Here is a 17,513-nt window from a genome sequence, read left to right as displayed (position 1 = left end):
CCCGCGGGAGCCGTCTCCTTCAGCCGACGCGGCGCTGGCGGCGGCGTCGAGCCAGTTCGTCGTCGGCACTGTGGGCCGCGTCGGACGAGCGTTCGCCCGGCAACTGCAGCAGTGCTCCCTCGAGGTCACGCCACACTCCGCCCAGCGCGATCGCGAACATGCCCTGGCCGCCGGCCAGCAGGTCGATGATCTCGTTGTCGGAGGTGCACTCGTAGACCGAGACACCATCGCTCATCAACGTGACCTGCGACAGGTCGTTGACCCCACGCACGCGCAGGTGGTCGACGGCGATCCGGATCTGCTGCAACGAGATGCCCGCGTCGATGAGGCGCTTGATGACCTTGAGCAGCAGGATGTCGCGGAACGAGTAGAGGCGCTGGGTACCGGAGCCCTCGGCCCCGCGGATCTCGGGCACGACCAACCCGGTGCGGGCCCAGTAGTCCAGTTGCCGGTAGGTGATGCCGGCAGCGGCGGAAGCCAGCGGGCCTCGGAAACCCAGGTCTTCGGGGAGCGGTGAGAACTCGCCCTCGAACAGCGCGTCCTGTCCCAGGTCGAGGTCGGACCGGGACAGCTCAGCGTGGGTGAGACCCTCTGCCTGCTCGTTCACGTCCGCTCCGTTCACTCGGTGGCCCCATTGTCACACGGATGACCGTGGCCCCACTGTTCTGCCAGCCGATTGGCTCGCTGGTGGGCACCAACCTACGGCCGCCGAATCACACCGACGTGACTGACACGCCGGGCGCGGCCCCCGGCCCGACGGGAATCTGGGCAAGTACGCTGCCACTAGGGGCGATGCACCTGCCCGCCGACGCTGAACCTTCAAGTGGAGGTTCAGCCCCCGGGCTCACACGGGGTTCGGGGGCTCCTCTCCCGACTCGAAGTCGTCGGGGGTGACGTTGTCGAGGAACTCCCTGAACTTCTCGACCTCGTCGTCGCCCTCGGTCTCGAGCACCACCCCGACCTCTTCGAGCAGGTCTTCGGGGCAGGTCACCACGATCCCGGCCCGGATGGCCAGGGCAACCACGTCGGAAGGCCGGGCAGAGATGATGTGACCGTCGATCTCGAGTTCGGCCATGAAGGTGCCGTCCGTCACGGCCGTGATGCGGCCGGCCAGTTCGGTGTGACCCAGTTCGGTCAGCACCTCGGCGAACAGGTCGTGGGTGAGTGGGCGCGGTGGCACCAGCCCCTCCATGGCGCTGGCGATGGCGGACGCCTCGGCCGCACCGATCCAGATCGGCAGGCATCGCGCCCCACCCGATTCCCGCAGCAACAACATGGGTCGCGACGGCAGGTCGAGACGGACTCCGAGGATGTCGAGCTCACGCATGGCACCAGAGTAGTCCGGCCGCGAGTGCCCGATCAGTCACCGCCCGATCCCTCAGCGCTCAAGCATGGAGTGCATCATCGCCGCGTGGGCGTAGATCACCAGTTGGGTGACCTCCGCTGCCGCCTCCGAGGCCCCGTCCTTCCTGCGGACGAACGGTGCGATCGCCTGCTCGACGAGACCCGCCTCACGTTCGGCGGACTGCTTGATGGCGCGCAGGTGGCGCGAGTCCATGCCATAGGGACGAAGCTTGCGGGCCACCACGCAGATCGTCAACGCCTCCCGCCCGTAGTAGCCACCCCCGCGACGGGGGAACACGAGTTGCAGCCGCTCCAGTTCCACCAGGACGGCCTCGCTCAACCCGCTGGCCGCGAGCAGTTCACGACGGCTCAGGCGGATCGGCTTGCGAGAGACCTGACGCTGCCCGGTCGCCACCGGACGCGGCTCAGGCATCACCTCCTCGGCCGGCAGCACCACCTGGGCGGGAGGGGGCGCGTCGAGATTGGGGGGCTCTCCCCCGCGATCCATCTCGTCGAGGTGGTCCTTGATGACCTTGAGCGGCAGGTAGTGGTCTCGCTGCACCCGCAGGATGTAGGTCAGGCGCTCGATGTCGACCTGGGCGTAGCGGCGGTACCCCGACGGGGCGCGCTCGGGCGACAGCAGGCCCTCCGACTCGAGGAACCTGATCTTCGAGATGGACACGTCCGGGAACTCCGCCTTGAGCAGGGCCAGGACCTGTCCGATGCTGCGCACGGGTGAGGGCATCAGTTCCGACCGGTCTCGCTCTCGGGCGCGCAGTAGACCATGCGGTACTTGCCGATCTGCACGTCGTCCCCGGTACGCAGCGGGGTCGGGGCCTCGACCAGCTTGCGATTGACGTAGGTGCCGTTCAGACTGCCCAGGTCCTGCACGCTGTAGCCGCGCCCCGCTCGCACGAACGTGGCGTGGTGGCGCGAGACGGTGACGTCGTCCAGGAAGATGCCGGAGTCGACGTGACGGCCGGCCGTGATCTCGTCGGTGTCGAGCAGGAACCGGGCACCCTCGTCCGGGCCCTGGTCGACGACCAGCAGAGCGCTGCCCGAGGGCAGGTCGCGGATGGCGTTGCGCACCTCGGTGGGGAACTCGTGTGCCGGCCGGGTGTCATCGGTCACCGCCGCGATGGTGTGCGTGGCCTCGCCGGACGAACCGGGCACCAGCTTGGCGCCGCAGTTGGGGCAGAAGTTGTTGGCCGAATCGCACTCACGTCCGCACTGGGGGCATTCGATCATTGCTCACACTCTCCTCTGGGGCACTCCCTCTGGGGGATGCCCATCGTATGCGGCCGAGGGGGCCCGACGGGTGGGACGTGTCCGGCGCGTCACTCGCCGACGTGGCTGGCGTACTCGTCGGCGTCGAGCAGGTCGTCGTCCGCCTCGTCGGGGGCGAGTTCCACCTCGAACAGCCAGCCGTCCCCGAAGGGTTCGGCGTTGACGGTCGCCGGGTTCTCGGTGAGCGCGTCGTTGACGGCGGTCACCACGCCCGAGACCGGGGAGAAGACGTCGGAGACACTCTTGGTCGACTCGAGTTCCCCGCACGAGTCGCCGGCAGCGACCTCCTCGCCGACCGTGGGCAGGGAGACGTAGACGATGTCGCCGAGGGCCTCGGCGGCGTAGTCGGTGATCCCGATGCGTACGGTTCGACCGTTGCCCTCGCGCACCCACTCATGCTCACGGCTGTACTTCAGGTCTTCCGGAAAGCGGGACACGGGTCGCTCCTCAGTGACGGTGCCTACGATCGGGGGAGTCGTCGGCAGGACGGTGTGGACAGGCTTGTCGTGAGTGGGTGGCAATCCCACGCGCTCACCCTAGTGAACATTCGGGAGTCACGCACGAGGGCCCCCGACCAAACTGTTCCGACACAGGTGGCACAGCGGTCGTGCAGGTCAGCGGGTCGGCTGGGCGAACCGCGGCTGCTTCGGCTGGGTGGTCGAGGTGATCTCGACCGAGTCGCGGGTGGAGATGTCGACCCGGGCGCCGACCTGCGGGGCCTGCACCTGTGAGACGAGCCCTCCGCGGAACCGGGCGCCCTCCTCGAGGGCGTGCGGTTCGCCGATCACCGTGATGACGTAGGGCGGCTGCAGCGGTGCCCCGTTCACCGTGACGGCACCGGCGGACCCTCCGAACCACGTCTGCGCCACCACCCTCACCCCGTTCACGTCGACCGCCTCGGCGCCGGCGTCACGCATCTCCTCGACGGCATCCAGCACCATGTCACCGGTGACCTGGTGTTCGGGGTCGACGACGGTGATGACGATGCCCGGGCCGGTGGCGGCCACGGTGCCGGCCAGCACCTGCAACTCCTTCAGCCGTGCGTTCGCCTTCTCCTGGGCCACCTTCCTGGAGTCGGCGCCGGACTGCAGGTCACGCTGTGCGGCCTCCTCGTTGGCGATGTCCTGCCGCAGTTTCGTGGCGTTGGCGTTGAGTTGGTCGAGGATCTGCACCAGGTCGGCGCGACGCATGCCGGCGTAGGTGTCGTCGGCGGATCGGACCCTCACCTGCCAGATGATGGCGGTGGTCAGCAGGCACAGCACGATGGCCATGAAGGCCTGGGCCCGTGAGGGGCGCACCAGGTCGGAGAGCATGCGCCGCCAGGTGAGGCGGGGTGCCGTCGGTGGCGTCGTCGTCGCGGCGCCCGCCGTCCCGCCGGTGTTGGTCTCTTCGGGGCTGGTCTCTTCGGGGCTGGCCTCGTCAGGCATGCAGCAACGCCCGCCTGATGGCCGCGCTGTTGGTGAAGATGCGGATGCCCAGCACCACGATCACCCCGGTGGCCAGTTGGGACCCGACCCCGATCTGGTCACCGACCCACACGATGAGCGCCGAGATGACGACGTTCGAGACGAACGAGACGACGAACACCCGGTCGGAGAAGACGCGCTCCAAGTAGGCCCGCAGGGCCCCGAAGAGCGCATCGAGGGCTGCGACGATCATGATCGGCAGATAGGGGGCCAGCACGGTCGGCAGGGTGGGTTCGAGCACCAGGCCCAGCACCAGGCCGAGCAGCAGGCCCAAGATGGCGATCATCGCCGTCTCCTCTCGTCGACGTCGACCACCCTAACCCGCGCCGTCATCGGCCAGCCTTCGCCGTGCGCAGCCCCAGACCGGCGTCGGCCGGAAGGGTGAGTGACTCGGAGGTGGACAGGTCGTACCTCATGCCGTAGTTCTGCTTGAGCAGGTTCCACAGCCCCCCGCCGGGGGTGGAGTTGAACCGCGCGGGCATCGTCTTCGGGTCACCGATCGCCTCGACCCGGTAGGGACGGTTGAGCGAGACGTAGTCAACGGTGATGGCCGTCCCCGCCCCACGGATCGCAGTTCGCGAGGTGATCCGGTGACCGTTGATGGCGATCGCCTCGGCGCCCACTTGCCACAAGGAGTTGACCAGTCGGCGCAGGTCGGTGTCGACCACGATCGACTGGGAGTCGTTGGTGCCCGACAGGCCGCCGGCGTCGTCGACCACGACCACGACCCCCGGACCGGTGACCGGCACCGCCCCGGTCAGGACCCCCAGCCGGTCGACCCCGGTCTGCACGCTGGAGTCCGCCCCCAACTGCGCGGCCTGCAACCGGTCGACCTCGCTCTGCCGCTGCTGCAGGGTGTGGGTGAGGTCGAGGTTGGCGGACTGGGCCTGGTTGATCTGGTCGATCAGGGTGGCCCGCTCCTTGGCCATCTCGGGGGCCTGCTGGGTGGTCTGGAAGGCGGCCGTGCCGAACAGCGTTCCCGCCAGCACCAGCGCCACCACCACCATCCACCGCCGCCCGGCGCGGCCCGGTCGGGCCGCCGCCTGCCGGTATCCGGGCTCGAGGGCCGTGCCCACCAGGTCGGTGAGCAGGCTCATGCTCGCGTCCGGTCGGCGCGGTGTCACACTCACACCGGTGCCCTGCGCAGCAGTTGGCGGGTCTGCCAGACATAGACGATGCCGGCCCACCAGTACAGGCCGACCCCCCAGGCCGCGAAGGCCCAGCCGATGATGCGAACCAGTCCGGCTGCTGGGAAGTCGACCTGGGCCAACAGCACCAGCGGGAAGGCGTAGAGCAGACAGAACGTGCCGGCCTTGCCCATCAGGTGCACCGGCAGTGAGGTCCATCCGCGTCTGCGCAGCAGGGGCACGAGAGCCACCAGCATCAGGTCACGCAGCAGCAGCGCGACCACCAACCACCACGGCACGAGGCCCCGGACCGCCATGGTCACCACCACGGTGAGGATGTACAGCCTGTCGGCCGCGGGATCGAGCATCTGGCCGACCCTGCTGGTCTGGTGCCAGCGACGGGCGAGGTGACCGTCGAGCCAGTCACTGGCTCCGGCGAGCGCGAGCAGCGACACGGCGACGAGGTCGTGCCCACTGAGGACGAGCCACCCGAAGACGGGGACACCCACCAGTCGCAGCAGTGACAAGACGTTGGGCAGCGTCAGCACCCGGTCGGTGTCATAGCTGGCCACACGGCCATGCTAGGCGATCTGGAGACCCGGGTCAGCGACCGCACCGGGCAGGACCGAGGTGTAGACCTCTTCGATGCGTGGTGCGATGTTGCTCCAGTCGAACTGTTCGGCGCGGGCCCTGCCCCGCCGCGGGTCGTGCTCCTCCTCGGCGAGAGTGGCGCAGATCGCGCCCGCCAGGGCCAGGTGGTCGCCGACGTCGACGATCCGGCCGATGGGGCCGTCCCCGTCGTCGAGCACCTCACGGAACGCGGGCAACGCGCTGGCGACGACAGGGGTGCCCGAGGCCATCGCCTCGAGCAGCACGATGCCGAACGACTCCCGACCCAGGTGGGGTGCGACGTAGACGTCAGAGGTCGAGAGCAGCAGGTCACGGTCGGCGTCGTTCACCCGCCCCAGGAAGCGCACCCCGGGCACGCTGCGACGGGTGCCCCCGCCGGCCACGACGACGTCGACCAGCGGGTGGCGTCGGCGGACGAGTTCCACGGCCCGGCAGAAGACGTCGAACCCCTTGCGTGGCTCGTCGTAGCGACCGATGAACGCGATCCGCGCCTGCTCCCCTCCCCGCCAGCCCTGCCACGGCAGCCGAACCGGATGGTCGGCGAGGGTGATGCCGTTGCCGATCACCACCGGCTCGATGCCGATGTGGCTGTGGACGACCTCGCGGGCGATGGTCGAGACGGCGATGCCTGCGGAGATGCGGCTGATGGTGCGGGTGAGGGTGCGCCCGGCGAGGCGCATGGTCCTGGATCCTGGGGTGGCGGTGTGGAAGGTGGCGACCACCGGCACCCGGGCCCGCCACAGGGCCAGCAGTGAGGCGGACGGGGTGATCGGCTCGTGCACGTGCAGCACGTCGGGCGAGACCTCGGCCAGCCAGTCGTGCACGCGGTGGTGGGTCAGTGGACCGAAGGTGACCCGGGCCACGGAGCCGTTGTAGCGGACGGGTACCGCTCGTCCCAGACCCGTGAACTGCTCCGACGACAGCCCGTGACGCACCAGCAGGGCCGGGTCGGGTCGTCCGGGACCGAGGATGGAGACCTCATGGCCGGCAGCCCCCAGCCACGCCGACAACCCGAGCACGTGGTTCTGCACCCCCCCGGGCTCGTCGAAGGAGTACGGGCACACCATCGCGACCCTCATCACGACTCCCCTTCAGCGAACATCGGTTGCAGCATGTGCCAGTCCTCAGGGCGTTCAGTGATCCGCTCGTGGAAGAACACACAGACCTGCTGCATCATCGACTGGTAACGGCTGACCCTACTTCGTGCCCCCGGTTCGGCTTCGATCGGGTCCGACAATTGCAGCCTCAGCCTGCCGCCCTCGAAGGTCGACGAGAGGGCCAGCAACATCGACCCCGACTCCAGGGCCACGTGTGCCGGTCCGATCGGCATCAAGGAGCGCACCGGACGAGGTGCCGGCCACTCCACCGGCACCCCGCCCCGGGACAGGTTGCGGTCGACCAGCAGGCAGACGAGCTTCTTGGCCCGGGCGTCGGCGATGAGTTTCTGCCCGACCAGCGGATCGCGGTGCCCGTGCACGGTGAATCCCAGCCGGCGCCGCTCCCGCAGGAACAGTTCGAACTCGCTTCGCCCCAGTTGCTCGGCGACGGTCGACACGGGCATGCCGACGGCGCAGGCCCAGGCGCCGGCGAGATCCCAGGAACCCATGTGCGGAAGTGCCACCACGGCCCCGCGGGTGGCGGAGACCGTGCGCAACCGCTCCTCCTGCTCGGGGTCCATCACGATCCGACTGATCACCTGCTCGCGGGTGAAGTGCCCCAGACGCATCGAGAGCGCATTGTTGTGGGCCCAACTGACCAGCGCCCGACGACGAAGGGACCGGCCCACCGGTCGACCGGTCAGCGCCGTGACGTTGGCCTGCCACTGCCTGAGGCCGCGGTTGGGGTGCAGGGCCAGGGCAGTGCCGGTCAGTTCGGCGACCGGCCGCCACACGGGCCACGGGACCCCACCCGCCGCACGCAGGCCGGCCGCGACCGCCCGCGAGCGCAGCTCGGCGCCGCCGATGGTCGCGGTACGACCTGGGGACTCAGGGACGGGAGAGCCCGGCGGAGGGGGCTTCATGGGGTCGTCGAGCGTGCGCTGTCGAACTCGCGCGCCTGACGGTGCACCTGGGCCATGCGCTGCCCCACGGTGATCGCCCCGGCCACGAACAACCAGGTGCAGGCGAGGGGAAGGGCCCAGTGCAGGCCGAGACCCGCGAGCAGGGCACCCAGCAGCAGCGCCAGGATGCGGTCGGCTCGGGCAGCCAGCCCGCCCGCGACCCGGAACGACAGCGACTCGCCTCGCGCCTTCACGTAACTGGTCACCTGGCCCATCACCAGCGCCCCGAGGGCCACTCCGGCCCACAGCAGCGAGTCGCCCGGGCCCGCGTAGTAGAGCATGATGCCGCCGAAGACGGCGCCGTCGCCGATCCGATCGAGGGACGAGTCGAGGAACGCTCCCCACGTCGAGGTGCGCCCCGTCATCCGCGCCATCTGTCCGTCCACCCCGTCGGAGAGCATGAACACGCCGAGGGCCAGCGCTCCCTGCCAGAGCCACCCCTGACTGAAGCACGTGATGGCCAGCGCCACCGTCGCGAGGGTGCCGACCCAGGTGATCACATCGGGGCTGACGCCCCACCGGATGAACAGGCGAGCCGGTGGGGTCATGGCCATCGACCAGTAGCGGCGGAACCTCTCCAGCATCAGGCGACCCACCCGTCGGCCAGCAGCTGGCGAGCCTCGCCCAGCAGTTGGGGCAGGGCCCGGGTTCGTCCGATGATGGGCAGGAAGTTCGAGTCGCCCTGCCAGCGGGGGACGACGTGCTGGTGCAGGTGGGCCGCGATCCCGGCGCCGGCGACCACTCCCTGGTTGAGACCGAGGTTGAACCCTGCGGGGTGGCTCACCGCACGCAGTGTGGTCATCGCCCGCTGGCTGAGCAGGGTCAGCTCCGCTGCCTCACTGGTGGTCAGCTCCGTCAGGTCGCTGACGTGCCGGTAGGGGCAGACGAGCAGGTGTCCGGAGTTGTAGGGATAGAGGTTGAGCACCACGAAGCACCGTTCCCCGCGCCGCACGACCAGCCCGTCCTCGTCGGTTCCGTCGGGGATGCGACAGAAGGGGCACTCACCCACCGACGAGTCGGCCGGCTTGTTCTCCCCCTGGATGTAGGCCATCCGATAGGGCGTCCACAACCGTTGGAAGGAGTCGGGTACCCCGGCGAACTCGTCGGTTGTCCCCGGGTCGTGGGCATCGGGTGGATCGAGGTGGTCGGTCACCGTCACCCCTCAGGCGTCGAAGCTGGCCGCGGTCGGCGAATCGTTGCGCCTGCTCGCGACCCAGTCCGCGATCTCGGCCACTGCCTGGTCCACCGGGATGCCGTTGCGTTGGGAGCCGTCGCGGTAACGGAAGCTCACGGCACCCGCGTCCCGGTCCTCGCCGCCGGCGATGACCATGAAGGGCGACTTCTGCTTCTGTGCGTTGCGGATCTTCTTGGGGAAGCGGTCGTCGGAGTCGTCGACCTCGACACGCACCCCCGCCCGCTTGAGCCGGTCGGCGACCTCGTACAGGTAGTCATCGAACTCGCCGGCCACCGGGATGCCTGCCACCTGCACGGGCGACAGCCAGGCCGGGAAGGCACCCGCGTAGTGCTCGACCAACACACCGATGAACCGCTCGATGGAACCGAACTTGGCCGAGTGGATCATCACCGGCTGCTGGTGCGAGCCGTCGGGTGCGGTGTAGGTCAGCCCGAAGCCCTGCGGCTGCGAGAAGTCGTACTGCACGGTCGACATCTGCCAGGTGCGGCCGATGGCGTCCTTGGCCTGGACGGAGATCTTGGGACCGTAGAACGCAGCGCCCCCCGGGTCGGGGACCACGGCGATGCCGTGCTGGGCGCCGAACTCGTCGGCGATCTGCTGCAACAGGGCGGTGGCATCGGCCCACTGCTGGTCGGTGCCGATGAACTTGTCCTTCTTCTTGCCGTCCTCGTCGCGGGTCGACAGCTCCAGGTAGAACTCGTTCAGCCCGAAGTCCTGCAGCAGTTCCAACACGAAGCCCAGCAGGTGGCGCACCTCGTCGGGTGCCTGCTCGGGGGTGCAGTAGCTGTGCGAGTCGTCCTGGGTGAGGGCCCGCACGCGGGTGAGTCCGTGCACGACGCCCGACTTCTCGTTGCGATAGACGGTGCCGAACTCGAAGAACCTGAGCGGCAGTTCACGGTAGGAACGCTGTCGCGACTGGTAGATGAGGTTGTGCATGGGACAGTTCATCGCCTTGAGGCGGTACGGCTGGCCGTCGTCGTCCAGGGCGGGGAACATGCTGTCGCCGTAGTAGGGCAGGTGCCCGGAGGTGTGGAACAGACCCTCCTTCGACAGGTGCGGGGTACCGACATAGAGGAATCCGTGGTCCAGGTGGGCCTGGCGCACGTAGTCCTCCATCTCGCGCTTGATGACACCGCCGTTGGGGTGGAAGACCGGCAGCCCCGGGCCGAGTTCCTCGGGGAAGCTGAACAGGTCGAGTTCGGCCCCCAGCTTGCGGTGGTCGCGCTTGGCGGCCTCCTCGAGTCGGTGCTGGTGAGCCTGCAGGTCCTCCTTGGTGGCCCACGCGGTGCCGTACACCCGCTGCAGGGAGGCGTTCGCCTGGTCGCCCCGCCAGTAGGCGGCCGACGACCTGGTCAGGGCCACCGCCTGCAGATAGCCGGTGTGGGGCACGTGGGGGCCGCGACACAGGTCCTTCCACGCCACCTCGCCGTTGCGACGCACGTTGTCGTAGATGGTGAGCTCGCCGGCGCCGACCTCCACCGACGACCCGTCGTCGTCGGAGGAGTTGCCCTTGAGCCCGATCAGCTCCAGCTTGAAGGGCTCGTCGGCGAGCTCGGCGCGTGCCTGCTCATCGGTGACCACCCGGCGGACGAAACGCTGCCGCTCCTTGATGATGCGCACCATGGCCTTCTGCACCTCTTTGAGGTCGTCGGGCGTGACCGGCTCGGTCTGGAAGTCGTAGTAGAACCCGTCCGTGATGGGCGGGCCGATGCCCAGCTTCGCGTCCGCACGCAGCGACTGCAGCGCTTGCGCGGCCACGTGGGCCGAGGAGTGACGCAGGATGGCCAGACCCTCGGCCGAGTCGATCGCGACGGGCTCGACGACGTCACCGTCGTGGAGTTCCCGCTGCAGGTCGAGCACCTCGGAGTTGACCCTCATGGCGACCACACCACGGTCGTCTCCGAACAGGTCGAACCCGGTCGTGGTGGTCTCGCGCGTCTCCTGGCTGGACTGGCCGTGACGGTGGACGCTGAACGAGATGGACACCACGGTGCCTTTCGCTGGGTGGGGTTCACGCCCTGCTGGGCGGACCGGGACTCATTCTGCCCGATCCGCCCAGCTGGCCGGAAACCAGATTCGGTGTTCGTTCGATCAGGACAGCGGATCGTCCTTGATGTCCCAGTCGTCGTCATCGGCATGCTTGGTGGCCTCGATCCGGGCCACCACCACTCCGGCCACCACCATCAGCAGCGAGATGATGATGGAACCGGTGTCAGCCCACCTGCTCGCTTGGCTCCTGATCGCCGGACGAACCACCAAGGCCAGGATCAACATCCCGATTCCCAGGCCGATCATCCCTCTGGCCGCCACCGACAGTTGCGACATGGTGCTCCTTGAGGACTCGTTCCTTCTGCACGTGGGTGAGCGGTTCCACGCGCTCGGGGAACAGGCAGGCACTGCGCCGGGGCCGATCCCCGGACGCACCAGGGGTCGGTGCCAGCGGTGGCATCGCCGTCCGGCACTCGGGCTGCACCATCGGGCAACGGTTGGCGAACACACAACCCTTCTGAGCGGGGGTACCGATCAAGCGCTCGGCCTGGTCGAGGTGCCGTTCCCGGGCCAGCACCGGGTCGGGGATCGGGATCGATTCCAGCAGCATCCGCGTGTAGGGGTGGGCCGGCGAGATGATCACCTCGTCGACGGGCCCTTCCTCGACGATCCTGCCGAAGAACATCACGGCGATCCGACCACCGCGGGCGAAGTAGCGCACCACCCCGAAGTCGTGGCTGATGAACGCGTAGCCGAGACCTCGTTCCTGCCGGAACTTGATCAGCAGATCGAGGATGGCCACGCGCATCGACACGTCGAGCATGCTGGTCACCTCGTCGGCGACGATCAGGTCAGGCTCCAGCCCGATGGCACGGGCGATCGAGACGCGCTGGCGCTGACCCCCGGAGAGTTGGTGCGGGTATCGGTTCAGGAATGCCGGCGTGGCATCGAGGCCCACCTGCTGCAGCAGGTCGATCATCGTCCTCTCGACCGTGCGATGGGTGGCGACCTTGTGCACCAGCAGCCCCGGAGCGAGCGTGCCCGCGAGGGTGAGGCCCGGGTTGAGGGAGCCGTAGGGATCCTGGTGCACCATCTGCACCCTTCGGCGCCACTGCTTGCGTTCACCGCCCCTCAGCGAGTTGATGTCCTTGCCGTTGAACTCGATCGTCCCCTCGCTGGGCTGGTGGAGGCCCGAGATGAGCCGACCCAGGGTGGTCTTGCCACACCCGGACTCCCCCACGATGGCCACCATCTCGCCTTCGGGGATCTCGAGGTTCACGTCGGTCAGCACCCGCCGCGGGCTGGTCGGGTAGGAGTGGGTGACGTCGCGAACGCTGAGGGTACTCATGCATCCTCCTTGCTGCTGGGGAAGGTCGTGGTGTCGGGGCCGGTCTCGCGGGCGATGACGTGGCAGGCCACGCCGTGGTCACCCCGCACGGTGAGGGCCGGTTCCACCTCGGTGCAGTGGGGCTCGGCCAAACCGCAGCGGGGGGCGAACCGGCACCCGGGCGGGAGTTGCGCCAGGTTCGGCACCTGCCCACCGATGGGCTTCACGGTCAGACCGGCCTCGAGCACACTGGGGATGGCGCTGATCAGTGCCTTGACGTAGGGGTGTCGGAACTCCCCGGCGAAGATGGCATCGACGTCGCCGACCTCGACGAGGCGGCCTGCGTACATGACCGCAACCTTGGTCGCCAGTTCGGCCACCACGGCCAGGTCATGGGTGACGAAGATGATGGTCAGGTCGAGCTCGCGGTGCAGGTCCTTGAGGATCTCGATCACCATCCGCTGGTTGAGCACGTCGAGCGCGGTGGTCGGTTCGTCCAGGATCAGCAGGGCCGGCTTGAGCAACAGCGCCACCGCGATGGCCACGCGCTGCTTCATGCCGCCCGAGAGCTGGCTCTCGAACGACTTCACGATGCGTTCGGGAGACAACTGCACCAGCGACAACAGCTCGGCGAAGTACTGCCGGCCGGCCTGTTTGGTGGGGTGCACGTCCGGATGCGCCTCGAGGATGTGGTCGACCTGGGTGCCGATCGTCAACACGGGGTTGAACGCGTTCATCGCCCCCTGGAAGACCATCGACATCTCGGCACCACGCAGCTTGTTCAACTGGTTCTTCGACATCGAGGTGATCGGGTTGCCCTGGAACTCGATGGTGCCGCCCACCACCTTGCCGGGTGGGGGGACGATGCCCATCAGCGCATAGGCGAGGGTCGACTTGCCGCAGCCCGACTCACCGACCAGGGCACACAGTTCACCGCGTTCGAGGGTGAGGCTCACCTCCTCGACCGCCTTGACCTGGCCTGGGCCTCGTCCGAACTGCACCGTCAGGTCATCGACCTTGAGCAGCGATGCCGACCGCGATGCGGTGGGCGCGACACGGGGGGTGGTGATCGTCATTGGACACGCAACCTCGGGTTGAAGACGGTGTCGAGCGCACGGCTGAAGAACACGAACGCGACCTGCAGGATGACGATGGCAGCCATCGGTGAGAGCAGGTAGAAGACACTGTCGGTGGTGTACAGGGCGCCCTGGGCCATGGCCAGGTTGATCATGATGCCCCAGTTGGTGCCGCTGATGGGGGCGATGCCCAGCATGAACAGACCGACCTGGGCATAGATGGCGCCCGTGATGGCCATCAGGAAGTGGATCGCGACATAGGGCCCGACGTTGGGCAGCAGTTGTCGTCCGATCATGTTGTTCAGCGACACCCCCTGCAGGGTCGCGGCCTCGACGAAGTCGGACGACCTGAGGCTCAGCGCCTGCGACCGGATGGCACGAGCAAGTCCGGCCCACGCGGTGATCGAGAGCACGCACGCCAGCACGAACGGGTTCGTGGTGCGGATGACCGCCGACAACACGATGATCAGCGGGAGGCCGGGAATCGTCAGGAACACGTCGGTGACGCGCATGATGGCTTGGTCGGTGATGCCACCCACGTAGCCCGACCAGAGGCCGACGATGACCCCGATCGCGACGGTGACGACGGCCGCCAGCACCCCGACGATCATGATGGGTCGGGTGCCGATGATGATCTGCTCGAACACTCCCTGACCGAGGGCGTCGGTGCCGAGCCAGTGCTGGGGCGAGGGTGGCAGGTAGGCCTTGGTGGGGTCCTGCTCCTGGTCGAGGTGCACGAACGTGGGCCCGAAGATGGCCACCAGCACGTAGATGAGCACGATCACACCGCCGATCAGGGCGGCGATGTCGTGGCGCAGGATGCGCCACAGGTCCTTGAACCAACTCATGCGATGGTCCCTCCTGCCGGGATGACGTCGGTCGACGGGTCGGTGTCGACGGTGTCGTCACGACGCTTGCGAGCACCAGGACGAGCGATACGGGGGTCGATCAGGGGGTACAGCAGGTCGACCAGGAAGTTGGTCACCACCACCGTGACGGTGATCAGCAGGAACGCTCCCATCATCAGGGAGTAGTCGCGCTGGTTGACCGATTGGATCATGTAGTAGCCCACGCCGGGGTACTGGAAGTAGGTCTCGATGAACACCGACCCACCGAACATGAACCCGATCGAGAGGGCCAGCTGCGTGATCATCGGCAACATCGAGTTGCGGCCGATGTAGGAGCGGGTGATGACCCGGTCCGACAGACCGCGCGACTCCGCGGCGCGCACGTACTCGGCGCCGAGCACCGACACGGCGCTGCCCTTCATGCCCAGGGCCCACCCACCGAACGAGGTGACCACGTAGGCGACGATGGGCAGGGCGGCGTGGTGCAGCACGCTGAGCACGTAGTCGAGGTTGGGGCCAGGCGCCACGTCGACGGAGTAGGCGCCACCGGTCGGGAAGACCCGGTAGATGCCGGTCAGCACGTAGAGCAACAGGATGGCCACCAGGTAGCTGGGCACCGCGCTGAGGAAACTGACGGTCAGCGTCATGATGCGGGCACCGACGCTGCTCTGGTGGGCGGCCATGGCCTGCCCGACCGCGCAGCCGATGATGAAGCTGAGCAGCAGCGAGACACCGACGATCATCAGCGTCCAGGGCAGGGCCTCGGCGATGACGGCGACCACGGTGGTGCCGGGATTGGTGAGGGGACGACCGAGGTCACCGCGCAGCACATTGCCCAGGTACTGCAGGTACTGCTGCCCGACGGGCGAGTTCGGCTGCAGGCCGTAGATGGCATTGATGCGGTTCTGGATCTCGATCTCGGTGAGGCCACCCTGCATGCGCAGTTGCGACTCGAGGGCTGCCATCGGGTTGCCCGGCATCAACCGGACCATGAAGAACGACAGCGTGACGACGATGTAGATGATGACCAGCGACAAGACGAGCCGCTGGAGGATGTACTTGACCATTCAGGTGCACTCCTGGGTGTGGGCTGTGCCCCAGCCCTCCACAGGCCTTCCGGTGCCGGGCATCGGAAGGCCTGCGGAGGGTGGGACGGGTTGGCGTCCTTCAGTGATCGATCACTTCGGGACGATGTAGCCCTGCTGCATGGCCAGCGAGAGACCGCCGGTCATGTTGTTGGAGATGATGTCCCAGAGCTCGCTCGAACCGTTCTGGTCGGCAGGCGGCCAGTTGTCGAAGTGCTTGGTCGAGTACGAGAACTGGTACACCTTGGTGGCGTACCACAGGTACGGCATGTCTTCGTTGACGAGCTGCGCCCAGGCCCAGGTGGCCTTCTTCATCTCGTCGTTCGGGGGGACCGTGCGCTCCTGGTTGGCAATGGTCGAGGGGATGTCGACGGTACCGAGACCGGGGACGTCCATCTTCGGGCCGAACCCGATACCGCGCTTGCCTGCGTAGTTGCCCTGGTTGGTGAAGTTGTAACCGGGGCCGAGCAGCGAGGCGTAGTTGCTGATCGGGTTGTTGCCACCCACGAAGGCCATCCCGATCTCGAAGTCACCGTTGTGCTGGTCAGCGTCCTGCTGGGCACCGGAGGTGGCCTTCACCTCGGACTTGATGCCGAACGCCGTCAGGGCAGTCGCAGCCGCGTTGAACGAGGTCACGATGTCGGAGGTGTCGGCGTTCACGGTCAGGGTCAGCGTGAACGGCTTGCCGTCAGGCTTGATCCACTGGTTGCCCTGCTTCTTGAAGCCCTTGCTGGTCAGCAGGTCGCTGGCCTTCTTGGCGTCCACGGGGTAGGGGTTCAGCTGCTTGAGCTGCTCGGGGGTCAGGTACAACTTGTCGAGCGTCGGCGACAGACCGGTCGGGATCTCCTTCCAGGCGCCACCTGCTCCCTCGACGTTGCCGTACGCAGCCTCGGCCAGCTTCTGCCGGGGGATGACGTAGGCGAGGGCCTGACGGACCTCCTTGATGTTCAAGGGGGCCTTGTTCGAGTTGAACGCCATCACGAACCCGAAGGCCAGCGGCAGGGCCGTCTTGGCGCCCTCGGTGTCACCCCAACGCTTCAGGATGGGCGGGGGCAGGTAGACGTTCGAGAAGTCCGCACCGTCGCTGAACAGCTGCGGGTAGATGGTCTGGTTCGACCCGTTGAGGTAGTCGATGCCGGCCACCTTGATCTTGTCGGCGGCCCAGAAGGTGGGCGACTTCGAGAGCTTCGCCTCCTTGGTGGTGATGTTGTCGAGCTTGAACGGGCCGTTGCCGATCAGCTTGTCGACCTTGAGGGCCGCGAGCTTCTGGAAGACGGCGCCCATGCGCTTGAACTCCGCCATCGAGGTGGCGCCCTCGGGGTCGGTCGCGGCCTTGGCGAAGTACGCCTCGGCGTCCTTCTTCAGTTCGTCGGTGACGAAGGAGCCGTACACGCTGGAGGGGTACACGACGATGTTGGGCAGGATGGCCAGCTTGGCCAGCGACATGTCCTGGCCCTTGGCGAGGGTGAACTCGACGGTCGAGTCGTCCTTGGCGGTGGCCGACTGGATCGTGCGCCAGAAGCCGTCGCCGCGGGTGGCGTCGAGGTAGACGGTGTCGACCAGGTCCTTGGCGGTGACGGGGGTGCCGTCCTCCCACTTGGCCTGCTTCTGCAGGTGGACGACGAGCTTGTCACCGCTCTCGTCCCAGCTCTCGGCGAGCTGCGGAACGAAGTCGGTCAGACCCGGCGCCTTCAGGATCGCCAGACGCATCGAGACGAAGTCGTTCTGGATGCCGAGCCCGTTGACGTTGTAGGGGTTGAACGACCACGTGGTGTTCCAACTGCAGCAGGGCGACAGCTTGATGTATCGGTTCGAACCGGCGGCGGTCTTGCCACCTGAACTGTTGTTCGGTTGCGTGTTGCCGGTGCTGCCCTGACCTGCTGTTCCCGCCGTGCAGGCGGCCATCAGTGACATCAGCACGGCCACGACCAAGGCCATTGCGGCGGGCAGACGCCCGCCCCGCCAGCCCGGGGTACCTCTGCTCATGGATCCTCCTTGATCCTCAGCGCCCAGTTGCGCCATGTGCCATGACTATTCCAGCGCCGGAGCAGTTAGTCCCGAACTTGGACGAAATACACCG

Annotated in this window: 20 protein-coding genes; all 20 read right to left on the bottom strand. The window is 67.6% G+C overall.

Annotation, left to right across the window (positions count from 1 at the left end):
* Positions 1–19: 19 nt before the first annotated feature.
* The 20 genes from H507_RS0107435 to H507_RS0107340 all read right to left on the bottom strand — a co-directional run bounded on the left by H507_RS0107435 (position 20) and on the right by H507_RS0107340 (position 17,419).
* On the bottom strand, positions 20–607 hold the full coding sequence (locus H507_RS0107435; protein ID WP_026377927.1) for a MerR family transcriptional regulator: 588 nt from the start codon (positions 605–607) through the stop codon (positions 20–22).
* A 237-nt stretch (positions 608–844) separates the two neighbouring features.
* A complete protein-coding gene (locus H507_RS0107430; RefSeq protein ID WP_022910090.1) occupies positions 845–1,327 on the bottom strand; it encodes a bifunctional nuclease family protein in 483 nt (160 codons plus the stop codon).
* A gap of 51 nt (positions 1,328–1,378) precedes the next feature.
* Positions 1,379–2,089, bottom strand: a complete 711-nt coding sequence (gene ftsR, locus H507_RS0107425; RefSeq protein ID WP_022910089.1) for a transcriptional regulator FtsR — start codon at positions 2,087–2,089, stop codon at positions 1,379–1,381.
* Positions 2,089–2,592 carry a double zinc ribbon and FHA domain-containing protein gene (locus tag H507_RS18375; protein WP_026377926.1) on the bottom strand — a complete coding sequence of 168 codons (504 nt, stop codon included), beginning with the start codon at positions 2,590–2,592 and terminating at the stop codon, positions 2,089–2,091. Before H507_RS18375 ends, ftsR begins: the two co-directional genes overlap by 1 nt.
* A gap of 89 nt (positions 2,593–2,681) precedes the next feature.
* Complete coding sequence (gcvH, locus tag H507_RS0107415; RefSeq protein WP_022910088.1) at positions 2,682–3,068, bottom strand: glycine cleavage system protein GcvH; 387 nt, start codon at positions 3,066–3,068, stop codon at positions 2,682–2,684.
* A gap of 177 nt (positions 3,069–3,245) precedes the next feature.
* A complete protein-coding gene (locus H507_RS15440; RefSeq protein WP_022910087.1) occupies positions 3,246–4,058 on the bottom strand; it encodes a DUF881 domain-containing protein in 813 nt (270 codons plus the stop codon).
* On the bottom strand, positions 4,051–4,383 hold the full coding sequence (locus H507_RS0107405; protein WP_022910086.1) for a small basic family protein: 333 nt from the start codon (positions 4,381–4,383) through the stop codon (positions 4,051–4,053). The genes H507_RS15440 and H507_RS0107405 overlap by 8 nt, the downstream gene beginning before the upstream one ends.
* A 43-nt stretch (positions 4,384–4,426) precedes the next feature.
* Positions 4,427–5,194 carry a DUF881 domain-containing protein gene (locus tag H507_RS15435; protein WP_040438023.1) on the bottom strand — a complete coding sequence of 256 codons (768 nt, stop codon included), beginning with the start codon at positions 5,192–5,194 and terminating at the stop codon, positions 4,427–4,429.
* A gap of 29 nt (positions 5,195–5,223) precedes the next feature.
* Positions 5,224–5,796, bottom strand: a complete 573-nt coding sequence (gene clsA / locus H507_RS0107395; RefSeq protein ID WP_022910084.1) for a cardiolipin synthase ClsA — start codon at positions 5,794–5,796, stop codon at positions 5,224–5,226.
* A 9-nt stretch (positions 5,797–5,805) separates the two neighbouring features.
* Positions 5,806–6,933: a glycosyltransferase family 4 protein gene (locus H507_RS15430; RefSeq protein ID WP_022910083.1), complete on the bottom strand. Its 1,128-nt coding sequence runs from the start codon at positions 6,931–6,933 to the stop codon at positions 5,806–5,808.
* On the bottom strand, positions 6,933–7,874 hold the full coding sequence (locus tag H507_RS17275; protein WP_022910082.1) for an LpxL/LpxP family acyltransferase: 942 nt from the start codon (positions 7,872–7,874) through the stop codon (positions 6,933–6,935). Before H507_RS17275 ends, H507_RS15430 begins: the two co-directional genes overlap by 1 nt.
* Entirely contained in the window at positions 7,871–8,497 is a 627-nt protein-coding gene (gene pgsA, locus H507_RS15420; protein WP_040438135.1) for a phosphatidylinositol phosphate synthase, read from the bottom strand. The genes H507_RS17275 and pgsA overlap by 4 nt, the downstream gene beginning before the upstream one ends.
* On the bottom strand, positions 8,497–9,066 hold the full coding sequence (locus tag H507_RS0107375; RefSeq protein WP_040438134.1) for an HIT family protein: 570 nt from the start codon (positions 9,064–9,066) through the stop codon (positions 8,497–8,499). The genes pgsA and H507_RS0107375 overlap by 1 nt, the downstream gene beginning before the upstream one ends.
* Before the next feature lie 9 nt (positions 9,067–9,075).
* The gene (gene thrS / locus H507_RS0107370) at positions 9,076–11,094 is read right to left on the bottom strand and encodes a threonine--tRNA ligase (protein ID WP_026377925.1); all 2,019 of its coding nucleotides are present in this window, start codon (positions 11,092–11,094) and stop codon (positions 9,076–9,078) included.
* 105 nt (positions 11,095–11,199) lie between these two features.
* A complete protein-coding gene (locus H507_RS17825) occupies positions 11,200–11,382 on the bottom strand; it encodes a hypothetical protein (protein WP_157438920.1) in 183 nt (60 codons plus the stop codon).
* Positions 11,321–12,445 carry an ABC transporter ATP-binding protein gene (locus H507_RS15415; RefSeq protein WP_022910077.1) on the bottom strand — a complete coding sequence of 375 codons (1,125 nt, stop codon included), beginning with the start codon at positions 12,443–12,445 and terminating at the stop codon, positions 11,321–11,323. The genes H507_RS17825 and H507_RS15415 overlap by 62 nt, the downstream gene beginning before the upstream one ends.
* Positions 12,442–13,500, bottom strand: a complete 1,059-nt coding sequence (locus H507_RS15410) for an ABC transporter ATP-binding protein (protein ID WP_022910076.1) — start codon at positions 13,498–13,500, stop codon at positions 12,442–12,444. The genes H507_RS15415 and H507_RS15410 overlap by 4 nt, the downstream gene beginning before the upstream one ends.
* Positions 13,497–14,348 (bottom strand): ABC transporter permease, encoded by an 852-nt coding sequence (locus H507_RS0107350; RefSeq protein ID WP_022910075.1) that lies wholly within the window; start codon positions 14,346–14,348, stop codon positions 13,497–13,499. Before H507_RS0107350 ends, H507_RS15410 begins: the two co-directional genes overlap by 4 nt.
* On the bottom strand, positions 14,345–15,415 hold the full coding sequence (locus H507_RS15405) for an ABC transporter permease (RefSeq protein ID WP_022910074.1): 1,071 nt from the start codon (positions 15,413–15,415) through the stop codon (positions 14,345–14,347). Before H507_RS15405 ends, H507_RS0107350 begins: the two co-directional genes overlap by 4 nt.
* A 111-nt stretch (positions 15,416–15,526) precedes the next feature.
* Positions 15,527–17,419: an ABC transporter substrate-binding protein gene (locus H507_RS0107340; RefSeq protein WP_169512694.1), complete on the bottom strand. Its 1,893-nt coding sequence runs from the start codon at positions 17,417–17,419 to the stop codon at positions 15,527–15,529.
* Positions 17,420–17,513 lie beyond the last annotated feature (94 nt).

The organism is Aestuariimicrobium kwangyangense DSM 21549, assembly GCF_000421525.1.
GTDB lineage: Bacteria > Actinomycetota > Actinomycetes > Propionibacteriales > Propionibacteriaceae > Aestuariimicrobium > Aestuariimicrobium kwangyangense.
The sequence above is the reverse complement of the archived record's forward strand: the minus strand, read 5'-3'. Positions and strand labels throughout refer to the sequence as shown.